This window comes from Pradoshia sp. Z5_111 (assembly GCF_058267535.1).
Window position 1 is genome coordinate 128,833 of sequence record NZ_JBZCPQ010000001.1, and the last position, 23,135, is coordinate 151,967.

Annotated in this window: 22 protein-coding genes and 1 riboswitch; of the genes, 13 read left to right on the top strand and 9 right to left on the bottom strand. The window is 37.2% G+C overall.

What is annotated here, in order from left to right; genetic code table 11:
• Positions 1-92 precede the first annotated feature (92 nt).
• Complete coding sequence (locus AC4D4A_RS00715) at positions 93-1,337, bottom strand: MDR family MFS transporter (RefSeq protein ID WP_490994118.1); 1,245 nt, start codon at positions 1,335-1,337, stop codon at positions 93-95.
• Positions 1,338-1,440: 103 nt separating this feature from the next.
• Here AC4D4A_RS00715 and AC4D4A_RS00720 point away from each other — a divergent pair, with 103 nt between their 5' ends.
• The 3 genes from AC4D4A_RS00720 to AC4D4A_RS00730 all read left to right on the top strand — a co-directional run bounded on the left by AC4D4A_RS00720 (position 1,441) and on the right by AC4D4A_RS00730 (position 6,821).
• The gene (locus AC4D4A_RS00720; protein WP_490994119.1) at positions 1,441-3,090 is read left to right on the top strand and encodes an ABC transporter substrate-binding protein; all 1,650 of its coding nucleotides are present in this window, start codon (positions 1,441-1,443) and stop codon (positions 3,088-3,090) included.
• Between the two features lie 120 nt (positions 3,091-3,210).
• Positions 3,211-4,350, top strand: a complete 1,140-nt coding sequence (locus AC4D4A_RS00725) for a THUMP domain-containing class I SAM-dependent RNA methyltransferase (RefSeq protein WP_066107325.1) — start codon at positions 3,211-3,213, stop codon at positions 4,348-4,350.
• 962 nt (positions 4,351-5,312) lie between these two features.
• The gene (locus tag AC4D4A_RS00730; RefSeq protein WP_490994120.1) at positions 5,313-6,821 is read left to right on the top strand and encodes a carboxypeptidase M32; all 1,509 of its coding nucleotides are present in this window, start codon (positions 5,313-5,315) and stop codon (positions 6,819-6,821) included.
• 522 nt (positions 6,822-7,343) lie between these two features.
• Here the strand turns inward: AC4D4A_RS00730 and AC4D4A_RS00735 are convergent.
• From AC4D4A_RS00735 to AC4D4A_RS00745, 3 genes are read right to left on the bottom strand one after another with little or no spacing between them, the layout of a single operon-like run.
• A complete protein-coding gene (locus AC4D4A_RS00735; protein ID WP_490994738.1) occupies positions 7,344-8,993 on the bottom strand; it encodes a b(o/a)3-type cytochrome-c oxidase subunit 1 in 1,650 nt (549 codons plus the stop codon).
• Positions 8,994-8,998: 5 nt separating this feature from the next.
• A complete protein-coding gene (locus tag AC4D4A_RS00740) occupies positions 8,999-9,475 on the bottom strand; it encodes a cytochrome c oxidase subunit II (RefSeq protein WP_490994121.1) in 477 nt (158 codons plus the stop codon).
• A gap of 22 nt (positions 9,476-9,497) precedes the next feature.
• Positions 9,498-9,647 carry a cytochrome c oxidase subunit 2A gene (locus tag AC4D4A_RS00745; RefSeq protein WP_066107311.1) on the bottom strand — a complete coding sequence of 50 codons (150 nt, stop codon included), beginning with the start codon at positions 9,645-9,647 and terminating at the stop codon, positions 9,498-9,500.
• Between the two features lie 313 nt (positions 9,648-9,960).
• Positions 9,961-10,077, top strand: a riboswitch (purine riboswitch).
• Positions 10,078-10,212: 135 nt separating this feature from the next.
• Here AC4D4A_RS00745 and AC4D4A_RS00750 point away from each other — a divergent pair.
• Both AC4D4A_RS00750 and AC4D4A_RS00755 read left to right on the top strand, forming a co-directional pair.
• A complete protein-coding gene (locus AC4D4A_RS00750; RefSeq protein ID WP_490994122.1) occupies positions 10,213-10,803 on the top strand; it encodes a xanthine phosphoribosyltransferase in 591 nt (196 codons plus the stop codon).
• Positions 10,794-12,110, top strand: a complete 1,317-nt coding sequence (locus AC4D4A_RS00755) for a nucleobase:cation symporter-2 family protein (protein WP_490994123.1) — start codon at positions 10,794-10,796, stop codon at positions 12,108-12,110. Before AC4D4A_RS00750 ends, AC4D4A_RS00755 begins: the two co-directional genes overlap by 10 nt.
• A gap of 340 nt (positions 12,111-12,450) precedes the next feature.
• Here AC4D4A_RS00755 and AC4D4A_RS00760 read toward each other — a convergent pair whose 3' ends face one another.
• The 3 genes from AC4D4A_RS00760 to AC4D4A_RS00770 form a co-directional block, all read right to left on the bottom strand.
• Positions 12,451-12,879, bottom strand: coding sequence for a spore coat protein (locus AC4D4A_RS00760; RefSeq protein ID WP_490994124.1), 429 nt, complete (start codon positions 12,877-12,879; stop codon positions 12,451-12,453).
• Positions 12,880-12,912: 33 nt separating this feature from the next.
• Positions 12,913-13,344 (bottom strand): spore coat protein, encoded by a 432-nt coding sequence (locus tag AC4D4A_RS00765; protein WP_490994125.1) that lies wholly within the window; start codon positions 13,342-13,344, stop codon positions 12,913-12,915.
• 131 nt (positions 13,345-13,475) lie between these two features.
• Positions 13,476-13,703, bottom strand: a complete 228-nt coding sequence (locus AC4D4A_RS00770; RefSeq protein ID WP_490994126.1) for a spore coat protein — start codon at positions 13,701-13,703, stop codon at positions 13,476-13,478.
• 450 nt (positions 13,704-14,153) lie between these two features.
• Between AC4D4A_RS00770 and AC4D4A_RS00775 the strand changes: the two genes are divergently transcribed.
• The 8 genes from AC4D4A_RS00775 to AC4D4A_RS00810 all read left to right on the top strand — a co-directional run bounded on the left by AC4D4A_RS00775 (position 14,154) and on the right by AC4D4A_RS00810 (position 22,050).
• On the top strand, positions 14,154-14,285 hold the full coding sequence (locus tag AC4D4A_RS00775) for a hypothetical protein (RefSeq protein WP_257469017.1): 132 nt from the start codon (positions 14,154-14,156) through the stop codon (positions 14,283-14,285).
• A gap of 199 nt (positions 14,286-14,484) precedes the next feature.
• The gene (locus AC4D4A_RS00780) at positions 14,485-14,610 is read left to right on the top strand and encodes a hypothetical protein (RefSeq protein ID WP_490994127.1); all 126 of its coding nucleotides are present in this window, start codon (positions 14,485-14,487) and stop codon (positions 14,608-14,610) included.
• 110 nt (positions 14,611-14,720) lie between these two features.
• Positions 14,721-18,362: a dynamin family protein gene (locus AC4D4A_RS00785; protein ID WP_490994128.1), complete on the top strand. Its 3,642-nt coding sequence runs from the start codon at positions 14,721-14,723 to the stop codon at positions 18,360-18,362.
• Positions 18,340-19,173, top strand: coding sequence for a sulfurtransferase (locus tag AC4D4A_RS00790; RefSeq protein ID WP_490994129.1), 834 nt, complete (start codon positions 18,340-18,342; stop codon positions 19,171-19,173). Before AC4D4A_RS00785 ends, AC4D4A_RS00790 begins: the two co-directional genes overlap by 23 nt.
• A gap of 90 nt (positions 19,174-19,263) precedes the next feature.
• A complete protein-coding gene (locus AC4D4A_RS00795; protein ID WP_490994130.1) occupies positions 19,264-20,154 on the top strand; it encodes a 5'-3' exonuclease in 891 nt (296 codons plus the stop codon).
• Between the two features lie 147 nt (positions 20,155-20,301).
• The gene (locus AC4D4A_RS00800; protein WP_490994131.1) at positions 20,302-20,766 is read left to right on the top strand and encodes an NUDIX hydrolase; all 465 of its coding nucleotides are present in this window, start codon (positions 20,302-20,304) and stop codon (positions 20,764-20,766) included.
• Between the two features lie 139 nt (positions 20,767-20,905).
• A complete protein-coding gene (locus AC4D4A_RS00805; protein ID WP_490994132.1) occupies positions 20,906-21,175 on the top strand; it encodes a DUF6123 family protein in 270 nt (89 codons plus the stop codon).
• Between the two features lie 140 nt (positions 21,176-21,315).
• On the top strand, positions 21,316-22,050 hold the full coding sequence (locus AC4D4A_RS00810) for a DUF5694 domain-containing protein (protein ID WP_490994133.1): 735 nt from the start codon (positions 21,316-21,318) through the stop codon (positions 22,048-22,050).
• 224 nt (positions 22,051-22,274) lie between these two features.
• Here the strand turns inward: AC4D4A_RS00810 and AC4D4A_RS00815 are convergent, their stop codons facing one another.
• Positions 22,275-22,670: a VOC family protein gene (locus AC4D4A_RS00815; protein WP_490994134.1), complete on the bottom strand. Its 396-nt coding sequence runs from the start codon at positions 22,668-22,670 to the stop codon at positions 22,275-22,277.
• A 53-nt stretch (positions 22,671-22,723) separates the two neighbouring features.
• Positions 22,724-23,116: a reverse transcriptase-like protein gene (locus tag AC4D4A_RS00820; protein WP_490994135.1), complete on the bottom strand. Its 393-nt coding sequence runs from the start codon at positions 23,114-23,116 to the stop codon at positions 22,724-22,726.
• Positions 23,117-23,135: the final 19 nt, after the last annotated feature.

The window sequence follows — 23,135 nt, forward strand, 5'->3', positions numbered from 1 at the left end:
CGATCTAATCGGCAGCCTTTTTTTATGTGCTACTATATGACAATTGTTTAATGCTTGTACCAAGTGATGGAAAACCTAAAACCAGACTATTGCTATGTACTGGTCTGGATGTTTCTTTGATATTTTTCTTTATAAAAAAGGCTGAAATATACAAGGGATGTTCCGACCGCAACAACCAAGCCGATGTAAACGGACATCATCATCGGAGCGGCAAAAGCTCCTATTATGATGGTTGATCTTGCAAGTAAGTCGGCGCCATTATAGGAAACGTTACTGAAAGCAGAATAGGAACCTCTTTTATCCTCAGGAATCATATTTGCCTGTTCAGTATTATAAACAGGTGAATAAATCAATTCGCCAATCGTCGCAATAAACCCAAATAATAAAAGCATATACCAGCTATTGGCTGAGGTAACAAATGTATAACCTACACCATAAATAAGTAGGCCAATGATTAACACACGTTTATTTGAAAAACGATTCGTTATATTAGAAACAATAAATGTTAAAAGAACGACTAATAACATATTTTCTATATTCATCAAGCTTAACATTTGGACACCTCCAATTTGGTATCCGAATACAGTAATGACTTCAAAGGATTCTGATAGTCGAACCCCAATATAACTATTTAGTGAGAATTCAGCGGAAAGGATAAACATGAATCCAAGTACGAGTTTTACAAAGCGAGTATCCTTAAGGGCAATTTTATAGTTATGAAGTAAATCAATCAGAAAGTTTTTATGTGATTGCTCTAACTGACGGACCGTACCTTCGATTAGCCAAATTTTATAAGCGATGGCAATGAAGGTGGATGTACACGTTAAGATGATAAATAATTCCAGTTGGTGATTACTGTATAAAAGTCCTCCCATTGCTGCCCCAATGGCCATGGATAAATTAATGAGCCAATAATCAAGAGCATAAACAAATTTTCTTGTCTCTTTTGTAGTAGAATCCATAATAATTGCACTCATGCTTGGCCTTCCAAGACTGCTTGAAATCATATATCCAACATAGCAAATTGCAAATAGCCAAACCCAGTCATTCTTAGGGATTAAGGTCAAAGTCATCATCAAAAACATGAAGGCACTTGTAGAGGAAGTCATTAATAAAATTTTCTTCCTTTTGAAACGGTCTGATAGATATCCTCCCAGCAGGTTAGCAACAAATGTAATAAGGACGGTAAAAATCAAGAAGACACCTGCCCAGATTTTGTTCAATTCATGGGCAAAATACAAAGCCATAAATGGCATCACAGAGCTCGAGGCAATTCGGTTAAAAAAGGATGTGCCTAACCGTACTTTAATATTTTGTGGAAAATTCTTCAATTTCATATTGTTTCACCCCCTTTGTATCGATTATATTAAACTAGACTGATACTTCTGAAAATAGACAATTAATTGATAAGTGTCTACTTTTATTGGGAAGGGGTAGAGGATGGAACCTAAATTACTGACTCTTTGGCAGCATATTCAAACGGGAAATGTAAGACAGGCAGAGATAGCGGATTTACTCGAACTTAGTCCAAAGCAAACCTCCAGATATATGCAAAGATGGCATGAGGAGGGGTGGTTTAGATTGCAGCCAGGAAAAGGGCGCGGACATTCAACTAAGATAGAGTGGGTCAAAAATGTGGAAGCCATTTTTGAAAAAGAAATGGAATATATGATTAATCATGAATCAATTGAAAAAAGCGCAAAATGGCTAACCCTTCATTGGTCCACTGAATGCAAGCTTCGTCTGATGAGACTCTTTCAAACAAAGCTTGGGTTTAATGACGAGGGAAAGGATAAACTCATCATTCCTAGAAAGGACCCATTTTTGTCCTTTCATCCTCTTGAAGCTCTTGATACACATAGCGCTAACTTAGTTTCCAATATTTATAATCGCCTGATTCATCTGACTGAAAACAATGAAATATTGCCTGAGCTTGCCCATAGCTGGGAAAGCTCGAATTGCCTGTTAAGAATTTACATAAGAAAAGGTGTTAAATTCCATGATGGTTCCTATCTTACAGCAGATGATGTTGTAAGATGCTTGGAATCTTTGCGTGATCATTCAAACCACAGAGATATATGGTTTATTGTTCAAAGAATTCATTCCCCCGCACAGTATGTGGTAGAAATTAATTTGAAACAAGAGTGCAGCTATATATTGCATCTCTTAAGCACCCTAAGCTCAAGTATATATAAAGTAAACAATGGAAAATTAATTGGAACGGGCAGCTTTTATTTAGAAAAAAATGATGAAACAAAAACAATTCTTCGTGCGTTTGAAGACTATTACAAGGAAAGAGCTCTGCTCGATTGTATAGAATTTGTTCAGGTGCCGAGAGGGTTTGAGACTATTTATCGATCCTCTGTAAAAGAGGATGATATTGAAACCTATAAGGTTGAGAGTGATTCAGGTTTTGGTCTTGTGATTATGAATGCAATCCGTAATTCAGATATAAAAAGGCGGGAAGTAAGAAATTATATCCAGTATGTAATCAGTGAACGGCGAAACGAAATTAATCAATTGGATACAAAAATCATACCGAATCAAAGTGGTATTTTGCGCTCCCCATCTGAGCCATACACAGTGGATAAAGCTCCATTTATCGAAGTATCCAAACCACTTGTTCTACAGATTTCTCCATATACAGAAAAGCTTATTATTTGGTTAAAGGGAATTTTGGAAACTGCTGGTCTTCCTGTTGAATTAAAAGAAATCACGTTTGAAGAAAGTCTGCAAAATGGATATACAGATCATGAAACAGATTTGTTTATCCATGGAGAAGTATTTGAAATGAATCAAAGCTTATCTTTTTTTCATTTTTTATTGTTGAGTTCCTCTCCACTTGCTAAAGTACTAGGTGGTAAAGAAGAACGTTTCGCAATATTAAACCAGTATGCTAAGACACCTTTTGAAAAGTGGATTGAGCTTCATGCACAAATGGAACGAAGATTAATGAAATCTGCTGTGATTGTTCCGTTATACTATTCCAAACGAAGTGTACTGTTTTCAGATGATATTATGAATATTAGCATTAAGAATTTCGGCTATGCAGATTTTTCAAAGCTTTGGATGAAACCAACCACGATTTAATGCGGTAATATAGATGAGAAATGCTGATTTGGTTTGCATTCAAAATGTATGAGTTGTATGATAAAAGACGCGAACGACTTCATTTAATGGAAAAGTAATATAAGTAGATAGGGTGAAACAATGAAGATTACATTAATAGCTACAGCAGCAATGGGTCTTGAGGCAATTGTCGCACAGGAAGTACGTGACCTTGGATATGAATGTACAGTCGAGAATGGACGAGTACTGTTTCAGGGAGACGAGCTTGCCATTGCCAGAGCCAATATGTGGCTTAGAACAGCAGACCGGGTAAAAATTCTTGTAGGGGAATTTAAGGCCTATACATTTGATGAACTATTTGAAGGTACAAAAAAACTTCCTTGGGAGAATTATTTGGATGTTACTGCTGAATTTCCTGTATCAGGTAAATCGGTCAAATCTAAATTATTCAGTGTTCCAGATTGCCAGGCAATTGCGAAGAAGGCCATAGTGGACCGCTTGAAAAAAGCGTATAAAAAAGATGGATGGTTAGATGAAAATGGACCATTGTATCGTGTAGAAGTATCGCTTTTAAAAGATAAAGCCACATTAACGATTGATACAACCGGCCCTCAGGCCCTTCATAAACGTGGATACAGAACAGGGCAGGGTGAAGCGCCATTGAAAGAAACCCTTGCAGCGGCATTAGTGAAGCTGACGAATTGGACTCCGGACCGTCCATTTGTTGATCCATTCTGCGGATCGGGGACGATTGCAATAGAAGCCGCGTTAATCGGCCAAAATATTGCACCAGGATTTAATCGTGATTTTATTTCTGAGGACTGGCCTATTATTGATTCATCGATTTGGGATAAAGTCAGAGAGGAAGCTGAAGAACTGGCCAATTATGATCAGGAATTAGACATTTCAGGGTTTGATATTGACCATAAAATGATTGAAATCGCAAAAGAGAATGCTATGGAAGCAGGACTTGGGGATTTAATTAACTTTAAACAAATGCAGGTCCGTGATTTTACAACGACCAAGGAATATGGCGTAATTGTAGGAAATCCTCCATATGGTGAACGTCTCAGCGACCGTCCCTCCGTTGAAAAAATGTATAAAGAGATGGGTGAAGCACTTCGTCCATTTGAAACTTGGTCTGTTTATATGCTGACTTCTGATGAAAACTTTGAGCAGTTTTACGGCAAACCGGCCACTAAAAAACGAAAGCTGTTTAATGGTTTCATCCGTACGGATTATTATCAGTACTGGGGAAAGAGACCGCCAAGAAAAGGTTAATATGAAGTCATTTCCAGAGGATAATTAATAACTGTATTTACGGGATTTTCACTGGTATATATAACGATTAACCAATGGAAGACAATTAATATAAATAACCTGATTTTACGTTTTAACACATTATAGATTGACGATTCTTATAGAGTCGTCTTTTTTTTGTCTTTCTCCATATTACTTGTGATGGAGCTGAATATTTTATGTAGTCAAAAATATAATTGGTACATGCCTATTTGGTCTATTTTGCGGCGTGTTGCTATACAAATAAATCATAGTCACTACTTCTCTTCTATTTGAAAGGAGTTGATTCTAATGCTTTGGACGATCGCTGTAGTATTAATCATCATTGCTTGTTTGATTTACATTTTTTAGTCTCATTTACCTGTTGAAAAAAGTCCAAATAGGGGGGACTGCTACTTCTCGCCTGCTAAACAAAGCTTTAGAGACGCAATTAGTGACTTCATACAATACAGGAGGCAAAGGAAATAAGCTGGTTTTGAGGGCGGAAAAATGCACGCCTCAAAGGGGTTTGTTTTGTGTATACTTATACGCTATAGCTTTATCCGTCCCAATTAATTGTTTTTATGGCCTTTATATGCGAAAAAGTAATCAGGTAAAAATATTTGAAATAGTACTCGAAAATGATCATGAAATTCATGAATTACAAAACCGTCTCGAAAAAGCGATTGATAATCAATGATTTTATTTGTACAGATTTATTTTCAATATTGTGGTGAGATGCCATTGAAAAAACACAAACGGAACTCGGAAGACAATCAGCAATAAAGTAAACGCTAACCCCAAGGGTTGGCATTTTTTATTTAGTTTGAAATGGTGGAATACTAGGTAATTAGACTTTTTCAGGACTGTTAGGAAAATTGCTCATATTCGTATATAAAACTATCTACCTAGTATACTTAATATGGTAAAATATTCAGTATACTTTGAGTAGAAGGGGGATCTATATGACAAACCTATTAGAAAAAGAGTTTTTAGACTATATACATACCATGGATGCATTCAGAGAAGCGTCTGCACTGATTGGATGGGACCTGCGCACTGGGGCTCCAAAGAAAACGATTGATAAGAGAAGTCAAGTGCTATCCATCTTATCGAAAGAACATTTCGAAATGGCAACAGGAACTAAAATGGAACGATACATAGAAGAGTTATCAAAGCCTGAATTGAAGGATCAGTTGGATTCAAATACAATCGCCATTGTTGAGGAATGCAAAAAAGAGTACGAGAAGATGAGTAAGATTCCGGCAAATGAGTATAAGGAATATGTTGAACTACAGTCCAAGGCTGAAAGTATATGGGAAACGGCAAAAGAAACATCTGATTTTGCTTTGTATATGCCATATTTGGAACAACTAATTGAGGTGAATAAGAAATTTTTATCCTATTGGGGAAAAGCTGATCATCCTTATGATGGATTACTCGATTTGTATGAGCCGGGTATGACAGTGGAGATATTGGATGATGTATTTGCCAGGCTAAGAGAAGAAATTGTACCACTTGTGAAAAAGATTGGAGAATCGAATAAGAATCTTGAAACGAACTTTATATATAAACCATTTAGTGAAGAAGCGCAGAAAAAATTATGTATGGAATTGATTCAGGAACTAGGTTATGACCTGGAAGCGGGGCGCTTGGATAATACAGTCCATCCGTTTGCCACAGCCTTAAACGCAAATGATGTGAGGATTACAACGAAATATGTTGAGGAAGATTTCCGTGTTGCTCTATTTGGTACCATACACGAATGCGGACATGCTGTATATGAACAGAATATTAATAAAGAATTAGAAGGCACGCCTTTATGTACCGGTACATCAATGGGTATCCATGAATCCCAGTCCTTATTCTTTGAAAACTTTATCAGCCGGAATCTTAGCTACTGGAAACATAATTTTGATAAATTAAAAGCTGTCTCGCCTGAACAATTTAATGATATTGACCTCGATACGTTCTATAGAGCTATTAATGAATCGAAGCCTTCCCTAATACGGATTGAGGCCGACGAACTCACATATCCTTTACACATTATGATACGGTATGAATTAGAAAAAGGATTGTTTAATGGAGATCTAAAGGTAGCTGATTTGCCGAAGCACTGGAATGATAAGTATGAAGAGTACTTGGGAATTCGACCTGAAAATGATGGCGAAGGAGTTCTGCAGGATGTCCATTGGGCAGGTGGAATGTTTGGGTATTTCCCATCCTATGCACTCGGATATATGTATGCAGCTCAATTCAAAGCTGCAATGCTGAAGGATATTCCGAACTTCGATGAAACCATTGAAAACGGAGACTATAACAAAATTACTGGATGGTTAACGGAGCATGTCCATCAGTATGGTAAATTGAAATTGCCATTAGAGATTATAAAGGATGCTACGGGAGAAGGATTAAATCCACAGTATTTGATTACGTATTTAAAAGAAAAATATTCTGCACTGTATGATTTATAAACAATAAAAAGGTGTCCGTTAAGTAGCTGTTTAAGTGCTTGACGGCGCTTTTTTTTTTGCTGATAAGAATTCGGCTTGTTCACTTGTTGCGGAGAATGTATGACAGGGAAGAAAGAGGTTGATTATGATGGTTGGAACGGATGAATTAGTTTAGCTCAATCCTTAAATAAATCGCTCAAAGTTCATTTTTTAAGCTCAATTAGGCTTAGAAATGCTCACTTATTTTCCTGTTCGCACAATTAAATCTGAAATCGCTCATATATTTAAGATTTCGCTCATTTAAGTTAATAATCGCGCATATATTAGGGAATTCGCTCATTTAACTCATTTTTCGCTCAATAATGGCTAACTAATCAATTTCTCTTAGATTAAAAAGGATGCTTGTTACTTTAAGCCCGTTCACCAATATATGAAAATCCATTTTTATAACAAATAAACTCCCAAATATCAAAATTATTAAAATAGCAGATGCAGAAGACATATTTGTCATCCGCATCTGCTAAAGTTTTTGTCATAGCACCTTTACCAGAGCTTATATCCTTTTGATCCAGGAGGGGCATTTTGAATCATGTCTACAAATGGCAGGGTATAGGCAAGAATGATTAAAACTGCTGTAATACCAATCCATAGCTTCCAATTTTCAAGGATGAAAGGTGTTTTCTCAGCCTTTTCTGATACTTCACCAATCGGAAACTCTTCATCACCTTTAGGGGCAAAGAAAGCTAGATTAACGAAGATAACTAAAATTAAAATAATACCAATGAAGAGGATGGAGCCTCCTACGGCCTGAGCGATTTGATATGGAATCCATTCAGCTGCCTGAGCGGAACCGCCATATGTGGAGTAGGAAGATCTTCTTGGTGCACCCAGCAGACCTGCAAAATGCATGGCGCCTGACATAAAGGTCATCCCAACTGCCCATGTCATCGCCTGGATGATGGCTAATTTATTCATCTTTTTAGTAAGCTTACGGCCAGTTAAATGTGGAACCAACCAATACATAGCGCCAAAGTAAGTCAAGACAACAGAGGTAGCAAGTGTTAAATGGAAATGTCCTGTTACCCAAATCGTATTATGTACAACCTGGTTCAATTGGTTGGAAGCATTGACAATTCCACCTGCACCAGCAGGGATAAAAGCAACCATTCCGATAAAAGGAACCGTAAAGCGCGCATCACCCCAAGGAAGGGCTTTAAACCAACCAAAGATTCCTTTATAGCCTTTTGCACGCCCTGCACTTTCAAAAGTGGCGAACATAGAGAAAGCTGTCATTAAGGATGGAATGATGACCAGGAATGTTAAAATTACCTGTAAAAATTTCCATGCAGGATCAATCCCAGGCTCCGTTAATTGATGGTGGAAGCCAACAGGTACAGAAAACAGTAAGAATAAAATAAACGATAATCTCGCTAATGAATCAGAGAATATTTTTCCGCCAATTACTTTCGGAATGACGACATACCAAACCATATAAGCCGGCAATAACCAGAAATATACGAGCGGATGTCCAAAATACCAGAATAACGTACGGCTAATAAGAACATTAATAGAATCAACCCATCCAAGTGACCATGGAATGATCTGTACCAAAACAGTAGCCGCCACACCTAAAGTAGCTGTAAACCATAATACATTATTGATAATCACCATAAAGGATAATAATGGGCCGACTTTACCCTTATTTTGTTTTCTCCAGTTAATATAAGCTGCAACCATAGCTTCGCCATCCAGCCAGCTTCCCACTACAACAAATACCAATCCAAAATAAAAAATGGAATGAGCCTGTAATGGCGCATAAAAGGTATAGAGGACGGATGCTTCATTAAGTAGAATCATAGTAGCTGACATAGCTGTACCGATGGTCATCATCCAGAAACCAATCCAACCAACCGTTCTTGCCTTTTTAGATAATGTTCCGCTTGTTTTGCTGATTGCTGCAAATTGAAAGCCCATTATAAAAAATGTAGTCAGTATAAGTCCAAGTAAAACACCGTGAACAGTAAGAACTTGATAATATGTAATCCCTGCAGGCAAAGTGTATTTTCCAGAGCGGACAAGCACCTGTAAAAGTCCAGCGAATCCACCTAGCGCGAGTGCGATAAATGCCACATAGAAGTGGGCCATTGCGAGCTTACCATCAGCTCTGTTTACTTTAAGATCAGTTTGAGTCATATTCATTAGTCAACCACCTCGATTTTAGACATCATCATGGCATGGCCCGTACCACAATATTCATTGCATAAAATTAAATATTCACCGGTTTTATCGAATGTCTTTGTATATTCATTCACATAGCCAGGCTCAATCATCATATTGACATTCGTTCCTGCCACTTCAAATCCATGGACAACATCCGTTGAGGTAGCCATGAATTTTACAGTTGCACCTTTAGGAATTTGAACTTCACCTGGGTCAAATTTAAACGCGGAAACAACGAATACTAATTCGTAATCCCATTCTTTCCCTTCAACTTTATGTAAACCCGGTTTATCAAAAGGTTTAGTTTTTGTTACTTTTTCCGGATCGATCGTCACCAGACAGCTTGCCGGTTGGTTTCCATCATAAAATGCACTGACCCCTAATACAGTTAAAAATACAAAAAGTGCTGTTACCCCTAATATAAGCCATATCTTTTCAAATTTATGGATATGCATGACCGATAATCTCTCCCTTCTTCTACAGACGATCTAAAAATAAAAAGTAAACGCTTGCCCATACAATTAAAATGAATGCCCCAAGTGTTAAGACAGAAATCAATGTTCCGGAAAGATTAGTTTCTTCGTTCTTCTTAACCTTGACGGGTACGTTTAATTTAGTTTTTGCCACTTTTTTCTCCCCTCTCGAAAATAATGGAAATGTGCTTTGAGTATATTCTACTAGATAATATTGGAAATGGATGATGGTTATTTCATTTTCACAAATCGTTCACCAATAAGGTTATTACTGTATTAATAGTGTAAAATTGATATAACAAGCGTTTTATGGGTAGGATGAATGAAATAAATATGGCTGAATTGTGAAAAACAGTTTCTTTATAGAAGATTCGTCTTTTATTTGGACACAAATAATGGACAATATAAAAGTAGTTTTTGACGAAAAAACACTTTGCAAACGAGTATTTTGTTGATATAATTCTCAACATACTAATTACATACGCACTCATATAATAGCAGGGATATGGCCTGCGAGTTTCTACCAGATTACCAGTGTGGTCCGCCACCGAAATGATCTGACTATGAGTGGGAAACAAGCGCCCGAGTTAATAATGCGCTGTTCATATTTGTCCGGATATAAAGGACCTATGAATTGTTGTACCCACTTTTAGGTAGGTGACAATTTGTAGGTCCTTTTTATTTGTTCTTTTTTAAGCAAGGGAATGGAGGAGTAAAAGTTGAAATTGTTAAAAGCTAAAATTATGGAGGAAGGGCAAGTCCTTTCAAGTGAGGTCCTAAAGGTAGATACGTTTTTAAATCATCAACTGGATCCTGAATTAATGGTGGCGATAGGTAAAGAATTCGCTAATAGGTTTCAGGATGCTGGGATTACCAAAATTTTAACCATCGAGTCATCCGGAATAGCTCCATCGGTTATGGCAGGGCTTGAGCTTCAGGTCCCAGTTATTTTTGCCCGCAAGAAAAAATCATTGACCCTGCAAGACGACTTATATACGTCCACTGTTTATTCATTTACGAAAAAAGAGGAAAATACGATCTGCATTGGCCAAAAGTTTTTAAATGAAGAGGATGTTGTATTAATCATTGATGATTTCCTAGCAAAGGGACAAGCTGCTTTTGGATTGGTTGATATTGTGAACCAAGCGAACGCCAAAATTGCCGGACTGGGAATTGTTATTGAAAAATCCTTCCAGGATGGCGGTAAAATTTTAAGAGATAAAGGATATCGGGTGGAATCACTCGCTCGTATCCAATCCCTTGAGGAAAATAAAGTAATCTTTTTGGAGGAGGACAGCAAATGCAAATGAATAAATGGAAAACCGCTTCACTGGGTATCCAGCACGTATTAGCTATGTATGCCGGAGCTGTTGTAGTACCATTGATTGTTGGTGGAAGTATTGGCTTAACCCCGGAGCAACTAACACATTTAGTTTCAATCGATATTCTGATGTGTGGAATCGCGACACTGTTACAGGTATGGAAAAATCGATTCTTTGGTATTGGGTTGCCTGTTGTCCTTGGCTGTACATTCACGGCTGTGGGTCCAATGATTGCGATTGCGGGAGAATACGGAATACCGGCTATATACGGAGCTATTTTAGCTTCAGGATTGTTTGTTATTTTAGTAAGTAAGTATTTTAGTAAGCTGTTAAAATTTTTCCCTCCGGTTGTGACGGGATCAGTAGTAACGATTATTGGGATGACTTTGATTCCGGTAGCTATGAATAATATGGCTGGCGGGGAAGGCTCGAGTGATTTCGGTTCAACATCTAATATCCTGTTGGCATTTGGTACATTGCTATTTATTATTATTCTTTATAAGTTTTCAACAGGTTTTATAAGAGCCATCTCTATTTTACTTGGATTAATTGCAGGTACAGTCGCAGCAGCTTTCATGGGAAAGGTGAACTTTCAAGCTGTAATCGATGCCGATGCTCTCCTAACTCCTACTCCTTTTTATTTCGGGATGCCGACCTTTGAATGGGCTCCAATCATAACGATGATTCTCGTGGCACTTGTAAGCTTAGTAGAATCAACAGGTGTTTATCTTGCTTTATCTGATATTTGTGAAAAGGATTTAAAAGAAGAGGATTTTGCTAAAGGTTATCGGGCAGAAGGGTTAGCGATTGTGTTCGGTGGTATCTTTAACTCTCTTCCTTACACGACATTTTCTCAAAACGTTGGATTAATCCAAATGTCCGGTGTACGTTCCAACAATGTGATTTATACGGCAGGTGCATTTCTAGTCCTGATTGGCTTCAGCCCAAAAGTTGGAGCAATCACGACAATTATACCTTCATCCGTACTGGGCGGAGCGATGGTAGCCATGTTTGGAATGGTGGTAGCCGCAGGTATTAAAATGCTGAGTCAAGTAGACCTTCACTCTCAGGAAAACTTGCTGATTATTGCATGTTCCTGTGGAATCGGTCTTGGGGTTTCGGTTGTCCCGGAAATGTTTGCTAATCTGCCAGATACATTGAAAATCCTGACTGAAAACGGGATTGTGGCTGGAGGAGTAACTGCGATAGGATTAAATCTATTGTTTAATGTAATCTACAAAAAGACCCAAAAAGATAGTCCACTGATTCAAAATAAAGAAGAAATAATTTATTAATTTGATTTATTTTGAGGTAAGTTTATCTATTTTAATACCTGAAAACTGTTGGAATTGTGCGCAGTCCTATCAAATTACTGAAAAGGTAGCATTCATTTCGGTCAACAACATACAGAATAATTAAAGAGATATGAAGAATCAAAGGATATTTCTTTGATAGAGTATAACTCTGCAAGAAGGCAGAGGGAGCTCCATGGCGAAAGTGTAACTTACCGGCTTATTAGTAAATTTCCAAGAGTTCATTTTAAAATAGTGATTAAAGAGTAAAAAGACATGAGCTAGTCATGTCTTTTTGCTTTATTATACAGGTTATTCATCTTTAGTATCTTAAGCATTATCTTTACCCAATATCAAGTCTAGCAACAATAGCCACAAGAATTTGGATTAATACTTGAATATTTAAAGCTATTTGAGTATCCGTACTTTCTACCCTCACACACTTTGAACCAGTGATGATTGTTTTTTGTGTATTTCTTTGTTTAGTTTTGAAAAATTGTTTTAGATCTTGAACTACACCTTTTCCAGCTTCATTATCTCCAACTGATATACTAATAACAATCGCGATTGCTACTTGAATAGCTGCTTGTAAAGATAATGCTACTTGAGTATCTGTTGTATGCACTTCTACATCCTCTGAGTCCTTGACGACGATCCATTCATAGGATTGCTGTGTGATTGATGCGATTTGATCAGCTTCTTGTGTGACTTCCGCATCATCATCATTCTTACAATTGAAATTATCTAAAGCTCTCCAATTCTTTTCACTCATTTTTCTTCTCACCTCTTATTTTAATTTTAAAATTTACGCGATATCTAATCTGGCTACAATAGCTAGAAGTACTTCCAGCATTACTTGAAGGTTTGCAGCGATATCTGTGTCAGTAGTTGTAACCCTAACGTCCCTTGAATTTTCGATATGAATTTTCTGTACGCTCTTTTGCTCAGAATCAAAGTGCTGAAGAAGGTCTTGAACAACACCATCGCTGTCATCTGAATCTGCAATTGAAATTTCAATTACTAATGCGAGTGCGAGCTGCAATGCTAATTGCAGGGACACTGCTGCTTGAGTTTCTGTAGTTTGAACAAACACGTTACCTGAATCCTTGATAATGATTAATTCATCTGATTCTTGGATTTCAGTAGTGAACTGATCAGCGTCCTGGGCTATCTCTGCCGAGTGTCGCTTGTCCTCATCCCTTTCACTTTCATAATTGTCACCAAAATAATTTGACATTTTTCTACCACTCCTTTGTGATTTAGTCTTTATAAAATATGAGGCTGTCCTTTGTTTTGATTGGACAAAAAGCTCAAATGTGTTTGTCCAGCGAAAAAAAAAACGCCTGCTAATCAGGCGTTTTAAAATCATTAATTTTCATTGTTTTTGTTATCCTCGGTTGATGATGATTTTACAAATGTTTCTACTTGGTTAGTCAAGTCACTAACTAACTCTTTTATCATTTGCTTTTGTTCATCGGATAACTTTTCTTTAGCCTTCTCAGCGTTAATTTCATTTTTTCGAAAAAGATCACTTACCAGTAAATTAATAAGCTGCTGAGGGATCAACTGTGGGGATTTATTCTGGTCATCACTCACAAATTTCACTCCTTTTATTAAAATATAATCAGAATCATCATATGTAGGTCGTCAATATTATTCCTGTACAATCTACATAAAATCAGAACAGATAAAAGTAAATAGGCATATGCATTGATAAATGCATATTTTCGAAGTGGTTTACAGTTTTAATAATGAACAAAGAGAGAGGATAATTGAGTACTTCTGTAAAGTTAATGAATGTACAATGAATGATTGTCATAAATATGCAAGATTCTTTCTGAATATATGGAAATATTAGCCGAAACACTTGATCCTTTGAAATCAAATTCCTGCTTGAGGGAGACATGCCATTTAAACAAGATATAATAGAGAAGTTAAAAGAAAAAGGGTTATATATATAAAGGGAAATTGAAGTAATATACTCTAAATTAGGAACCAGCAACCACCATATTACATATACTTATGTAAAAAAGGTGGATACACCATATGAAAAAGTATTATTGCATTCATTGCCATTCATTACATGAGATGCTGAAAGTCTGCCATGTCTGTGGACAGGACCGATTGAAGGAAATTTTTATAACGATTCAGCATAATGAAAAGAAGAGCGGCAATTAACCGGATAAATCATGAACAATCTGTCTTGGTATTCAGGGGAGATTGTTTACCTTTTGTTTAGAACTTACATAAAGCACAGGAGTGTTTAGGTAATATCTGTTTTGAATAGAATTTTGATTGAAAATGATTATCATTGATGATACACTGGAACTATAATGAGAGACGTTATCAATTAACTACATGACAGGGAAGGTGCATGATGATGGTTTGGGTATTTGTAGGTGCAACGGTAACAGCCTTTAGCGGAGTCATGGTTCATGTTTTAAATAATGTAGCAAATCCTAAAGTTATAGCAGCTCAATCACAACCTAATCAAAGTATGTAAGTTCAGACAAACGTCTGGACTTATTTTTTTACCTAAATAGATATTTATGGGCAACTATTCCAATTTTCGATAAAATAGATAGATAAATGATTATTGATAAGGGGATAAGTATGAGACTGCATACAAGGGAAGTAACACTTAATCAGCTTTACGCAATTTATAAGTACTTTGAACAAGATGGGGATCAAGTACGGGCACAAAAAACGATCGATATTATGAATAAGGTCAATGATAATGAGTATAGCCTGGCATTTTGCGGACATTTTTCGGCCGGAAAATCTACGCTTATTAATTATATTTTGAAACAGCCGATATTGCCTTCCAGTCCCATTCCGACAAGTGCTAATATCGTGAAAATACGGAGCGGCAATGGAGAAGCCAGGGTCACTTTAAATGATCAAAAATGTCTAATCTTTCAGCCGCCAATTGATTTTAACAAAATTAAAGAATTTGCGAAAAACGGCGGTTCTATTCAAAAAATCGATTTAATGATTCAGAATTTTCCATATGCAGACAACTTAGTCTTATTGGATACACCAGGGATTGACTCAACTGATGAAGCCCATGAATTGTCGACTGCTTCCTCATTTCATCTGGCTGATGCGGTTTTTTATGTGACCGATTACAATCATATTCAGTCAGAAATAAATTTTCAGTTTACAAGAGATCTTGCACGTATGGGGAAAAGAATATATGTCATCATTAATCAAATCGATAAACATCAGGAGGATGAGCTTTCTTTTACATCTCTTAAACAAAGTGTAAAGCAAGCTTTTAAGGATTGGGATATACCAGTAGAAGAGTTTTACTTTACTACTATGAAAGCGGAGGATCATCCCTTTAACCAAGCTCACCGTGTCACTGAAAAAATAGCTGAATTAGCTGGTATTGCGCCAGCTTATGATGTGAATTCACTTCTTAACCATTTAATAACGGAGCATCTAAATTGGAAAGAAGCGGATTCCAATCAAGCCAGAAATCATCTGGAGCAGCAGCTGCATGACAAACAGAATCATCACTTGTTAGAAATTATTGATTCTGCTGAAAAATTTAGTAAAAGCATTATTAATTTCCGTGAGCATGAGGAAAATAAATTTGATGAACAAATTGGGCTTATTATCGAAAATAGCAATATCACTCCATATGAATCCAGGGAACTGGCGAAATCATATTTGGAATCAAAGGTTACATCTTTTAAAGTCGGGAGAATATTTGGAAAAAATAAAACAGAACAAGAAAAAGAAACTCGTAAAGCTAATCTGATTCAAAATATTAAACAGCAGACTGAATCGACAATTTTGTGGAATTTAAATGAATATTTTCAAAGAATGATGAACGATTATCCAGGACACAAACAGGAGAGTCAGAATATCATCCAGTCATTCGACTATGATATTCCCTATGAAACGATCATTGAGGTAGATCAGTTAGCTTCTGTTACCAGTGACTTGGTGTTGAATTATTCCAAGGATTTGGCATCTTCCATTAAAAAAGCTGCGGGCAAGCAAACGTTAACTCTTTTCAATACCTTGGTGAGTCAGTGGGAAGAGGAAAGAGAGCAGCGTCTCACCCAGGTGAAGGAGGAATTAAAGTCGGACCATTCTATTCTTCACATTTGGCAGGATTGGCAGGTACAGCAGACGAATCAGCGGAGATATAAAGATAAAATTATGAATGAGTTGACTAAAAGATCCAGATATCCTCATGCAGAAGTCATGGGGTTCCTGCAAAGCCAGCAAACAGAGGGTTCAATTGTGGAGATGGACATGAAAGAGGTTAAAGAAATTGAACCTGAGCCAAAGCCTGAACTGATTACAAAAAAAGTGGAGACAGCACAGCCGATTTATACATCTGAGCAAGTGGCTTTAAAGCTGCAAAAAGCTTCCCAGGCTTTGAACCACTTACCTGGTCTGGAGAAATTAGCGCAGGAGCTGGAAAATAGGGCAGATTCACTGATGAATCAAACTTACACTTTAGCTCTCTTTGGTGCTTTCAGTGCAGGGAAATCCTCATTTGCCAATGCGCTTTTAGGGGCAAATGTTTTACCTGTCTCACCGAATCCGACTACCGCTGTCATTAATCGTATTTTGCCGCCAACCAGCCTACATAAACATGGTACAGCTACCATTCATGCTAAGACGGAAACCATGCTACTCGATGATTTAAATGAACTGTGGTATGAGGATGGTTTGAAAGTACAGGATCTAGCGATGGCAAGGAAACAGGCTCAAACCATGCTCAAGAAACAGAGCTATGCGCTAGGATTAAAGGTATCTTTCCTAGAGGCATTTTTAAAGGGGATTGATACCTTTGAAGAGAATCTTGGTAAAAGTTTTACCGTATCATTGGAAGAGTTTTCTGTGTATGCAACGGATGAAACAAAATCATGCTTCATCGAACGCATTGATTTATATTATGACTGTGATTTAACGCGAAAAGGCGTTATTTTAGTTGACACTCCCGGAGCGGATTCTGTTAATGCGAGACATACAGGTACCTCCTTCAATTATATAAAGCATTCGGATGCGATTTGCTTTATTACGTATTATAATCATCCATTCGCACGGGCTGACCGGAATTTCCTCGATCAACTGGGACGGGTTAAGGATTCATTCAGTATGGATAAAATGTTCTTCCTTTTGAATGCGGCTGATTTGGCTGAAAATTTGGAGGAGAGAAAGGTGGTTGAGGATTATTTGCGCAGTGAATTGCAATCTTCAGGAATCCATCATCCACGGATTTATCCAATTTCAAGCCGTGCAGCGCTACAGCAAAGGACTGAAGAACTCATTTCAGGAAACGAGGCATATATTGAGCTGTTTACCCATTTTGAATCAGCTTTCTATTCATTTATTCAGGAGGAGCTTAAAGGTATATTAGTTAATGCAGCTATGCTGGATTTGGATAAGGCACTTCAGCTTACCAGTCGCCTTGTCGAGCTATCCAATGAAACCGAGGAGCAGAAGACGAAAAGACGTGTCCAATTGCATGAAAACTGGGAGCGAGTTTTAACGATATTAAATGAAAAAAGATTTACTCATGAAATGGCCAGAATGAAGCAGGAAACAGAAGAATTGATTCATTATAGTAAGCAAAGGATCAACCTGAACTTCCCGAATTATTTTAAAGAATTTTTTAATCCAGGTACATTAAAGGACAATCGGCAGTCCCTTATAACCTGTACGAATCGCTTACTTGATCAAGTCAGAATCGAATTGGCCAATGAGATACAGGCTACATCATTGCGTTTAGAAGTTATGGTCAGAAAAACCATGCATGATACCTATGTCCAATTAGTTCAAGAGATTCAAACCATCCATAAAGATTGGTCATTCAGTGAGCCTAAGTCAGATTTACAAAACGAATATAATACTGACCGAGCGCTTTTAAATCTAACAGCAGATGATTTTAAAGAAGAACTGAGACTTTTCAGGGGGACTCAGCATTTCTTTGAGAAGAATGGCAGAAAAATAATGGCTGATGCCTTTTTGGAGAAGTTAAACGACTATCTAGCTGCATATTATACAGACCAACAGAACAAGTTGTTTGAGCATTTTGAATCAGCCATACAGTATATAAGTCTTTCATTAATTGAGGAGATGAAAATCGAAGGCAATGAACGATTGAAAAGTATGGAAATGACATTAAACAAAAAATCTAATCCTCAAATTTATCTGGAGGCTGAAAAGCAAATCAAGTTAATTTTAGAATCGGAGGAGGAGAATGCGGTTGCAGCTGGTAAAAGAGCCTGAATGGTTATTTGAACATTTGAATGATCCCGATTTACGAATCATCGATTGCCAATTTAGTTTATCCAATAAAAGGGCGGGACGAGAAAAATATAAAGAAAGCCATATACGGGGAGCTGCTTTTATAGATGTTGCTCAGAATCTGTCCGGTCCGATTAAGGAACATGGAGGAAGACACCCTCTTCCTGCGAAGGAAGACTTTATTGAAATAATGAAGTCCATCGGAATACATGAACAGACAGCCGTTATTGCTTATGATGGCGGCGAGGGAGCATTTGCCGGTCGCTTTCTATGGTTAGCCCAATTATTCGGGTATGAGCGTGTATATGTGCTGAATGGAGGATTGAAGGCTTGGCTGGAGAAAGGATATCCGGTAACCAAGGATATCCCTGTGCTGACATCAACAGATTATACCCCTGTCTTGAATAAGAATCTATTAGTCACTTACCCTGAGGTGAAAGATTGGACAGAGAATGATAGATCGGGTTATTTAATAGATTCCAGAGAATCAGACCGCTATAAAGGAATCCATGAGCCGATTGATCATAAAGCCGGGCATATACCAGGTGCTATAAATATGGTATGGACTGAAAATTTTAGGGATGGTAAATATTTGCCTGTACCAGAGTTGGAAAAACGTTTTAATCAATTGAACAAAGATGAGCCAATCATTGTCTATTGCGGTTCCGGTATTACAGCAACTCCTAATTATATTGCACTCAAGGAAGCAGGTTTTACGGATGTGAAAATCTATGCTGGCAGCTTTAGCGATTGGATCTCCTATCCGGAAAACAAAATAGAAACGGACCAGTAATTTGATTTGATGGGAAATTTTTAAGAAGAGAATAAGGTCCGGATATGGTACAATCTGATAACATAGAATCAGAACATCAGGGGGATTAGGATGAATCAAAATAACAATACATTATTATTAATAGATGGTTTTAACTTACTTAGCAGAGGGTATTTTGCGACCGCTTATGGGAAAACAGAAGATCAATTATATCGAAATAAAAATGGGATTTATACGAATGCACTGCGCGTGTTTTTTCAAAAAATGTTCAGCCTTATTAAAACTCACCAAGTAACGCATTTAGCTGTAGCTTGGGATGTAAAGCGTGAAGAGTCTTCTCGCAGACAAAAATTTGATTTTTACAAAGCGACACGCGGAGAATTACCGGCACCGCTCATTATGCAATATGAAACATTGCGTTCAAGTCTAGAGCGGATTGGTGTTAAGCAGCTGTCTGTGCCTTCCTATGAAGCAGATGATGTGATTGGTGCGATTTCTACGATGTGGAGTACGAATAACATGGGGAAATGCTTAATTTACAGTAATGACCGTGACCTGTTTCAATTGCTGAATGAGCATACGAGTCAAATTATCGCCAGTAAAACAGGAGATCGTGTTTATACTATTGAAGATTTTCGTGAGGATTATGGAATAGAATCAGCGCAATGGGTCGACGTGAAAGCACTGCTGGGCGATACAAGTGATAATATTCCGGGCTGCCCTGGTATTGGTGAAAAGACAGCTTTACCACTTATCCAGCATTACCAAACGCTGGAGGGGCTATATGAACAACTGGAATTATTAGATCCAAAATTCAATCGATGCAAGAAAAAGCTGGCGGCAGGACAGGAATCAGCCTTTATAAGCAAAGAATTGGCCCAAATTATTTGTCAAATAGATGTATTTGAGGATTGGACTCATGAACATCTCATGTATGAGATTAATCATGATATTCTAGCTGATGAACTGGAAGAATTAGAATTAAGAATTCGTGTCAGCTAAAAATATATTGATTAGCTATGATCGAGCTTTATGCCTGAAGGTTTAGGGCTCGATTTTTTTATTTGAGATTGATTCATATAAACATGCAAAATCTTCGCTGTTACATTTATTAGTATTATAGACCGGAAAATAAAAGGAGAGATGAGATTGGGCTATATTGAAGATTTAAGAGCTGTTGTGGGTCATCGTCCCTTAATATTAGTTGGATCAGTTGTCATTATTTCTGACCAGGAAGGCAGGCTGTTGTTACAGCAAAGAAAATTTCCGAAGGAGTCGTGGGGGCTTTCAGGAGGTTTAATGGAGCTGGGAGAAACGACCGAAGAAGTAGCCCGGCGTGAAGTGATAGAAGAAACCGGCCTTACACTCGGGAAGCTGCATTTTATTAATGTATATTCCGGACCGGAGTATTTTGTAAAGGCTGCTAATGGAGATGAGTTCTATTGTGTGACGATTGCGTATTATACAAATGAATACGAAGGTGAATTAATTGTAGATGAAAGAGAATCTATAAAGTTTGAATTCTTTTATCCTCATGAATTACCGGAAAGAATCGTTAAAAGCCATAAAAAAATCATTGATGAATATTTATTAAAATTGGATACCGATAAATAAGGAAAGGTTCCATTCAGTTGTAGAAGTGCCCTGACTGATCAACCTTTTTCAGACAATTCGACAAAAACCTGTATTCAACTTTTTAAAAATGTTTTACAATAAAAGAGTAATTTTGTGAAGGAGTGTGTTTGGGGGATACATGGAAAAATTAGAAGACTATATTTGTAGATTATCTTCGAAAGGATTTCGTCTTGGAGAAGAGGCAATAGGATTTATCTATTTTGGAAAACAGTTGACTTCAGCACCAGACTGGATCGTAAACATTGCACTGGAAAATACATTAAAAGCTCAAAAGAGATTTGATGGAGGTTTTTATATATCGCTGCTGGAAACTTTGGTGAATGGTAAAGTTTCCAACAGAAAAGAAGCAGATCAATTAATGAAGGAACATGGCTTACAGGTATCTTGATTTCAATAAATCAAGGTATTTTTTTGTGGCTATTAAACCATATATAAACTAGTATTTCCAGCTTTATTGCAAAAAGATAGCTTTTTAGGCAGGATTTCTCCTAAAGATTGTCTAATAAATGGATGATTAGGAGGGATATCATGACGGAAAAGCCAAAATTAATGATTCTCGGAACTTTTCATTTGAGATATACACCGGATTTCCATCGCGGAGATTTCGATGAGTCTATCATAACGGATCAGCAAAGGGAAATTGAAGCAGTCGTTAAATGTCTGAAAGAATTTAAACCGACTAAAATAGCCCTTGAAGTCGTAAAAGAAGAACATACTTCGCTAAATAACGAGTATGATAAATATCTGAATGGTGAGTTGAGAAATGAGGTCAACGAAATCCACCAATTTGGATTCAGGACTGCTGCTGAATTGGGCCATAAGGAGGTTTATGCGGTCGATTGGATGGAGTCAGTAGGAAATAGAGGGATTGGGCAAGTTTATGATTGGGCTAAAGAAGAACAGCCAGACAAATATAAACATATTACTGAGTATTACTGGCCAAAGCTACACATGAATTATGATCAGATAAATATTTATGATTCAATTAAGATGAGCAACACAGATTCAAGAATTAGACTTGAGCATGAAATGTACATGGCGGTCGCCCAAATTGGTAAAGGAAATGAATATATCGGAATTGATTGGCTTAGATGGTGGTATCAAAGGAATTTGATTATTTATTCTAATCTTACCCAAATAGTTTCATCGCCTGACGATAGAATTCTTTTAATCATAGGTGCAGCCCATATTCATTTGGTGACACAGTTTATCAAAGAAAGTGGCACAATGGATGTAATGCCTGCTATAAACTATATAGAATAATCAATCTAAACTAATAAAAAGTTTTCGAGGTTATTAGTTTTTAAATTAAACTGCCAGCAATATCTAGAATGGCTATGAAAAGACATTAAAATATCTTTTTTATTTTTTTTATCATACTGCAGCAATAAATGGTTCAAGGGGTTGAAAAAGCAAATAAATCGGGAAAAGTAACGAAGATGGTTGATTATTAACATAGCAAAACAAAAGACCCCACTATGAGGAGGTCATGGTGCCACTAATTCAACCTTAATTCGGTCCGGATCCTCAAAAAATACAGCGTAGTGATCTTCCCCACCTGCAAATGGATGTTGATCCTGATAAAGAATTTGTACTTTCTTTTCTTTTAATTTTTTAGTAACATCGTCTACCTGTTGCCTGGATTTGGCATGGAACGCCAAATGGTTTAAGCCCGTTCGACATCTGTGATAAGGGATATCCATATATTTTTCCTCTGTCTGAACGAAGACTATATAGGTATCCCCGATTCTAAAGCTTTGTCCACTGTCCCAATCCTGGTATAGTTCATATCCTAGTTCAGCTAAAAGCCAGCCCCAAAAGTCAATAGATTTATCTAAATCTGATACATTAATTTCAATATGATGGATAAGCCCTTTTGACAATGATTTTTCCTCTTTTCTATTTTTCTTCCATACTGTTTAAAACCGAATAATTATTACTGCTCGTTCATTTGCACAGCCTGGCGGGATAACAGATCCGCTGATTTGTTTTGCGATTCTGGAATCCATTTGATGAAAAATAAAGAGAATTGAGACGAAAGCTCCAGTGCCTGATTGAGTAATTGTCTAAAGGGTTCTTTCTTTACAAACTCTTTTTCCATCGCGTCCGCCACATGCTTTGAGTCGGTACGAATAGAAATCACGTCATACTTTTTATCCAGGCAGATCTTCAAAGCATGGATCAAGGCTAAGTATTCAGCTTCATGATTATTATGAATGCCAAGGGGTATGGAATATCGGTGGACTTCACCATCTGCTTTTATAAAAATCCCGGCACCGCTTGGACCTGGATTTCCTTTAGCTGCGCCATCTACATATACTTCTATCATTAGAAAACATCCTTTCAAG

Bases quoted from the DNA above. Each gene is read 5' to 3' on its own strand.
- AC4D4A_RS00760 (WP_490994124.1), bottom strand. From the start codon at position 12,879: ATGAGTGAAAAGAATTGGAGAGCTTTAGATAATTTCAATTGTAAGAAT.
- AC4D4A_RS00725 (WP_066107325.1), top strand. From the start codon at position 3,211: ATGAAGATTACATTAATAGCTACAGCAGCAATGGGTCTTGAGGCAATT.
- AC4D4A_RS00820 (WP_490994135.1), bottom strand. From the start codon at position 23,116: ATGATAGAAGTATATGTAGATGGCGCAGCTAAAGGAAATCCAGGTCCA.
- AC4D4A_RS00775 (WP_257469017.1), top strand. From the start codon at position 14,154: ATGAAAAAGTATTATTGCATTCATTGCCATTCATTACATGAGATGCTG.
- AC4D4A_RS00795 (WP_490994130.1), top strand. From the start codon at position 19,264: ATGAATCAAAATAACAATACATTATTATTAATAGATGGTTTTAACTTA.
- AC4D4A_RS00740 (WP_490994121.1), bottom strand. From the start codon at position 9,475: ATGCATATCCATAAATTTGAAAAGATATGGCTTATATTAGGGGTAACA.
- AC4D4A_RS00765 (WP_490994125.1), bottom strand. From the start codon at position 13,344: ATGTCAAATTATTTTGGTGACAATTATGAAAGTGAAAGGGATGAGGAC.
- AC4D4A_RS00735 (WP_490994738.1), bottom strand. From the start codon at position 8,993: ATGACTCAAACTGATCTTAAAGTAAACAGAGCTGATGGTAAGCTCGCA.
- AC4D4A_RS00720 (WP_490994119.1), top strand. From the start codon at position 1,441: ATGGAACCTAAATTACTGACTCTTTGGCAGCATATTCAAACGGGAAAT.
- AC4D4A_RS00780 (WP_490994127.1), top strand. From the start codon at position 14,485: ATGATGGTTTGGGTATTTGTAGGTGCAACGGTAACAGCCTTTAGCGGA.
- AC4D4A_RS00785 (WP_490994128.1), top strand. From the start codon at position 14,721: ATGAGACTGCATACAAGGGAAGTAACACTTAATCAGCTTTACGCAATT.
- AC4D4A_RS00715 (WP_490994118.1), bottom strand. From the start codon at position 1,337: ATGAAATTGAAGAATTTTCCACAAAATATTAAAGTACGGTTAGGCACA.
- AC4D4A_RS00810 (WP_490994133.1), top strand. From the start codon at position 21,316: ATGACGGAAAAGCCAAAATTAATGATTCTCGGAACTTTTCATTTGAGA.
- AC4D4A_RS00730 (WP_490994120.1), top strand. From the start codon at position 5,313: ATGACAAACCTATTAGAAAAAGAGTTTTTAGACTATATACATACCATG.
- AC4D4A_RS00805 (WP_490994132.1), top strand. From the start codon at position 20,906: ATGGAAAAATTAGAAGACTATATTTGTAGATTATCTTCGAAAGGATTT.
- AC4D4A_RS00755 (WP_490994123.1), top strand. From the start codon at position 10,794: ATGCAAATGAATAAATGGAAAACCGCTTCACTGGGTATCCAGCACGTA.